Origin of the sequence: Corallococcus llansteffanensis, assembly GCF_003612055.1 — a bacterium.
In the GTDB taxonomy this organism is placed as follows: domain Bacteria; phylum Myxococcota; class Myxococcia; order Myxococcales; family Myxococcaceae; genus Corallococcus; species Corallococcus llansteffanensis.
Map to the genome: position 1 here is coordinate 1 of NZ_RAWB01000696.1, position 4706 is coordinate 4706.

The 4706-nt window shown below is 71.7% G+C and carries 4 protein-coding genes and 1 pseudogene; 3 read left to right on the forward strand and 2 right to left on the reverse strand.

The window, feature by feature from the left end:
• The coding region (locus D7V93_RS38365) for a TIGR02266 family protein (RefSeq protein ID WP_120648034.1) at positions 1–2062 on the reverse strand (2062 nt) is incomplete at its 3' end.
• Between the two features lie 178 nt (positions 2063–2240).
• Between D7V93_RS38365 and D7V93_RS38370 the strand changes: the two genes are divergently transcribed.
• The 3 genes from D7V93_RS38370 to D7V93_RS38380 all read left to right on the forward strand — a co-directional run bounded on the left by D7V93_RS38370 (position 2241) and on the right by D7V93_RS38380 (position 4263).
• Complete coding sequence (locus D7V93_RS38370) at positions 2241–3383, forward strand: hypothetical protein (RefSeq protein ID WP_120648035.1); 1143 nt, start codon at positions 2241–2243, stop codon at positions 3381–3383.
• A gap of 141 nt (positions 3384–3524) precedes the next feature.
• On the forward strand, positions 3525–3854 hold the full coding sequence (locus D7V93_RS38375; protein WP_158623956.1) for a type II toxin-antitoxin system Phd/YefM family antitoxin: 330 nt from the start codon (positions 3525–3527) through the stop codon (positions 3852–3854).
• The gene (locus D7V93_RS38380; RefSeq protein ID WP_158623957.1) at positions 3847–4263 is read left to right on the forward strand and encodes a type II toxin-antitoxin system VapC family toxin; all 417 of its coding nucleotides are present in this window, start codon (positions 3847–3849) and stop codon (positions 4261–4263) included. Before D7V93_RS38375 ends, D7V93_RS38380 begins: the two co-directional genes overlap by 8 nt.
• A 25-nt stretch (positions 4264–4288) precedes the next feature.
• Here D7V93_RS38380 and D7V93_RS38385 read toward each other — a convergent pair.
• Positions 4289–4706: pseudogene (locus D7V93_RS38385) on the reverse strand (hypothetical protein); the annotation flags it as partial.

Here is a 4706-nt window from a genome sequence, read left to right on the forward strand (position 1 = left end):
CGTCTTCACCGGGCCGCGCGGGGGCACGGCCCGGTGAAGACGTGGGCTCGCGCATCAACTCCAGCGGCCCTTCGTCCATGGACAGGTCGAAGTCGAAGTCGGCGGAGCCACCGGAAGGCCGGGGGGCCGGAGGCGGAGACACGGGCTGTATGGGCGGCGCGATGGACCGGCCCGTCGCGGACACGGGCTCACGCGACAGTCCCGGCGCTCCGGGACGACCGGCCGCGGAGCCGGGCTCTTGCGACAGCCCCGGCGCTCCAGGACGACCGACGGAGGACGTTGGCTCACGCGACAGGCCCGGCGCTCCAGGACGACCGACGGAGGACGTTGGCTCACGCGACAGGCCCGGCGCTCCGGGACGGCCGACGGAGGACGTGGGCTCACGCGACAGGCCCGGCGCTCCGGGACGACCGGCCGCGGAGCCGGGCTCTTGCGACAGCCCCGGCGCGCCAGGACGGCCTACGGCCGACACAGGCTCACGCGACAGCCCCGGCGCTCCAGGACGACCAGCGGCGGAGCCAGGCTCTTGCGACAGCCCCGGCGCCCCGGGGCGACCGACGGAGGACGTAGGCTCACGCGACAGACCCGGCGCTCCGGGACGACCGGCGGCAGAGCCGGGCTCACTCGACAAGCCAGGCGCTCCGGGGCGACCTACGGACGATACAGGCTCACGCGACAGCCCCGGCGCTCCAGGGCGGCCTACGGACGGCACAGGCTCACGCGACAGCCCCGGCGCTCCAGGGCGACCTACGGACGACACAGGCTCGTTCGACAGCCCGGGGGCTCCGGAGCGCCCAGCCGATGATCCGGGCTCGCGCGACAATCCCGGCGCGGCGCCACGACCGGTCGACGACACGGGCTCGCGAGACAGCCCGGGCGCTCCGGCACGGCCGGTCGACGAGACAGGCTCACGCGACAACCCCGGCGCTCCGGGACGCCCTGGCGAGGACGCGGGCTCACGCGACAACGGCATGGGCCGGTGACGTCCCGGCGAGGACGCAGGCTCGCGCGCCAGCTCCAGCGGGCCGTCGTCCATGGACAGGTCGAAGTCGAACTCGGTGCTGCCACCGGAGCTCTGCATCGGAGGCGCGGGCGGCGGCGGAGGAGGTGCGGTGTACTGCGCGGGAGACACCGGTGCGACGCGCGGCGGCGACGCAGGCTCGAAGGCGTCGGACATGTCCAGCTCGAACCCACCGGCATCACCGGAGGCCGAGGCCGGTTCGTCGTCCTCCACCGAGAACCCCACTTCGATGGGCGCTTCATCGAGCGGCTCGCCCATCGCGATGGGCGCATCCGCGATGGGAACCTCGAACTCGAAGTCGAGCCCGGGCAGGGGCTCGTCACCGTCCTCCAGCGTTCCCTGCACCGTGGGCGGCGGCGTGCCGGCGATGAGCTCGTCCAGCGGGATGTCCACGTCGTTGTCGGAGTCCGCCAGCGACAGGCCGAGGTCGTCCTCGGGAGGCGCCAGCGAGAGCGGCTCGTCCGGGGGCCCAAACGAGAACGGCTCGTCCGCCGCGGGCGCGGCGCTCGCGGGCGCATCCAGATCATCGAAGAGCGAATCGAGCGCGACCCCACCGGAGGCCTGCGCCGGGGCGCGCGGCGGCACGGCGGGAGGCGCCACGGGACGCGGCGGCGCGACAGGACGCGGCGGCGCGGCGGCGGCCAGGGGCGCGACCACCGGCGCGATGGACGGCAGCGCCGACACCGGGGCCACCGGGGCCCCAGCCGCCGGCTTGCGCTGGAGCATCAGTTCCACGAGCGCGCGGCTGGACGTGTCGAGCTCCTCGAACTGCAACCCCATGCCCGGCGGACCGGCGGGGTCGTTCACCTCGCGCACCCAGCGCACCGTGGCGCTGCCCTGGAGCACGCGCACGCCATTGGCGATCTGCACCTCGAAGCGCACGGGCGTTCCCACCGCTTGCGGCGTGCGCGAGCGGATGAACATGCCCCCCGGGCTGAGGTTGGTGGCGAACTCCTCCGTGAAGCTCCCCACGGTCTCATGCTTGAGCTTCACCAACAGACCGACCGACTTGCGGTCCGAGGTACGCCGACCTTGATCCATGGGTCAGCACTGTCCCTGCCCGAGACCTTTCCCTCAAGGGGCTTCTGGTCCCTTGTCCGGCCGTCCGGTATCTCTTCCAGTCCCCAGGTGCGACTGCGACTTACCTGTATGCCCCGGCTATCCTGGGACTTCGTTTCCTGAACAAGGAAGTCCGGGTCCGCCGGACGGGAGTGCCCCGATGGACGCGGTTCCCCAGTTCCCCCCGGTTCCCCTGCACGCACGGTGGTTGGTGGACCGACGGCACGACCTGCTCTCCACGGTGGGCGGACTGGGCGCGAGCCTGGCGCTGATGGCGCTGCACGTGCTGGGGGGCGTGAGCGGGCCGCCGCTGTGGTGGGCATGGGTGCTGCTGCTGGACGGGCCGCACCTGTTCGCGACGGTGTCGCGCACGTACCTGGACCGCCGCGAGCGCAAGACGCGGGCCCGGCTGTTGTGGGGCAGCCTGGGCTGGTTCGTGGCGGGGCCGGCGGTGTTCGGGGTGTCGGTGCTCGTGGGGCAGCGCTGGCCGTTCGGGGTGTTCGTGACGCTGGCGGCGATCTGGGCGTACTGGCACGTGGTGCGGCAGCACTACGGCATCATGGTGCTCTACCAGCGCAAGGCCGGCGAGCGGGACGCCTGGGACCGGCGGCTGGACAGCCTGACGTTGTACGTGGGGCTGCTCGCGCCGTTCGTGGCGTTCGCGCTGACGCATCCGGGAGCGCGCCGTCGGTTGGGCCTGGCGGGCGAACCGACGTGGGAGGCGGCGGTGGCGAACGCGTGCTTCGCGCTGGTGCTCGTAGTGGTGGGGGTGCTCGCGGCGCGGCAGGTGTGGCGGTGGCGCGCGGGGCGAGGGGTGAACGGGCCGAAGCTGTTGATGCTGGGCGCGGCGCTGGGGCTGACGTCACTGGTGTTCTGGCCGTCGGTGTCACGGCGGATGGACTTCCTGATGTTCACCGTGGCGGTGACGGCGTTCCACAACGTGCAGTACCACGGCATCGTCTGGTTCTTTCACCGCAACCGCTACCACGCGGAGGGAGTGGACCGAGCGGCGTTCGGCTGGGCGCCGAGGGTGAGCCAGCGGTTCATCATCTACGCGCTCTGCGGGCTCGCGTTCACGCTGACGTACCGCGCGCTGGGCTGCGGGATGGGCGTGCATCCGGGCTGCGGTGCGTTCGACACGAAGGTGGCGCTGGGCGGCTCGGGGCTCACGTTGCGCGACTTCATGGAGGGGTTCATCTGGGGCTTCGCGCTGCACCACTACTACCTGGATCAACACATCTGGCGCGTGCGCAAGGACGCGGGGCTGAACCAGGACCTCAAGCTGGGTACGGCGACGGCCTGACACCCGGGCCGCATGGTGTGTCGGACCCGGCCATATTATCTCTACGCCATGCCCAGCAAACATCGGAGACGCACTGCACCCCGCCCCGCGAGTGCAAGACAGGCCGCCGCCCAAAAGCGCGCGTGGCCGCTGGCTATTCCGATGAGGGAAACGGACGCGTCGCAGCCCATCCAACGCATTCCGCTCAGTGAAGCGCGCAGCCACCTCAGCGCGCTCGTGCAACAAGCCGCTTTCCAGCGACACCTGACCGCCATCACGGTGCACGACGAACTGAAGGCCTACCTCATCGCTCCCGCGCGGTTGGAAGCCCTGCTGGAGGCGGAGCGAAAGACGCGCCCCTCGCGAAGGCGGAAGTCGAAGCTGCGTGGCTCCCTGCGCATCGTGAGTGACCTGGAAACCCTGGGTGAGAGTCCCGGGGAGCAACTCCAGCGCTCGGCACTGGCGTCAGCGGAGGTGCAGGAAATTGAGTGAAGGCTACGTGCTCGACACGAACGCCCTGCTCTTCTACGCGGGCGATCAACTCCAGAAGCTCGGTCCGCGAGCGAAACGAGCCTTTGCGGCCTTCGAGCAGGGACGAGGCTATCTGGTAGTTCCCGCGCCGGTCGTGATGGAGACCTGGCTGCTCTCCATGGGGGGCAAGCTGCGCTTCCCCACCACGCTCGACGCCTGGTGGGCGGACATCGCGTTCCCCGAATTGCTCCACGAACCCATGAGCGAAGCGGATGTCCGGGAGGCGGCCCGGCTCGACTGGGAGCACCGGGACCACTTCGACCGGCTCATCGTGGCTGCGACTCGCAGGCTCGGGCTGCCGCTGCTCACGCGCGACAGCGCCATCACCGACTGGGCCCAGGACACCGGAGGCATCGAGGTCGCGTGGTAGCGCGGCCCCGACGCCCCCTTCTGAATCACGGCGTCACGAGCCGCAGGAACGCATCCTGGTTCCAGGTGGCGCCCGCGCCATCGCGCTGCCAGCCCGACACCACCACGCCCTGGTCCGGCGTCGCCACCAGCGTCGTCGTCGCCAGCGAGCACGTCCCGCTGGAGCAGGTCTCCGGCGCCAGCGTCTTCGCACCCAGCAGCGCCCCGTCCGCCGCGTAGCGCGTCAGCGTGTTGCCGCACGCCACCGCCACCGGGCCCGTGGACTCCACCGCGGCCACCGTGCCCACCGACGTCGCACCGCACGTGGGCTGCTTCGCCCACTGCTCCTGCCCGTCCGCGCTCGCGGTGAGCACGAACGGCCCCCCTGCATCCAGGGTCGTCCCGCCCCACCCCCGCAAGCCCACCGCCTCGCCCGCCACCGCCACCGTGCCGTTCCCGCCCCCC

Excerpts from the sequence above, each read along its gene's own strand:
- D7V93_RS38370 (WP_120648035.1), top strand. The coding sequence starts at position 2,241 with ATGGACGCGGTTCCCCAGTTCCCCCCGGTTCCCCTGCACGCACGGTGG.
- D7V93_RS38375 (WP_158623956.1), top strand. The coding sequence starts at position 3,525 with ATGAGGGAAACGGACGCGTCGCAGCCCATCCAACGCATTCCGCTCAGT.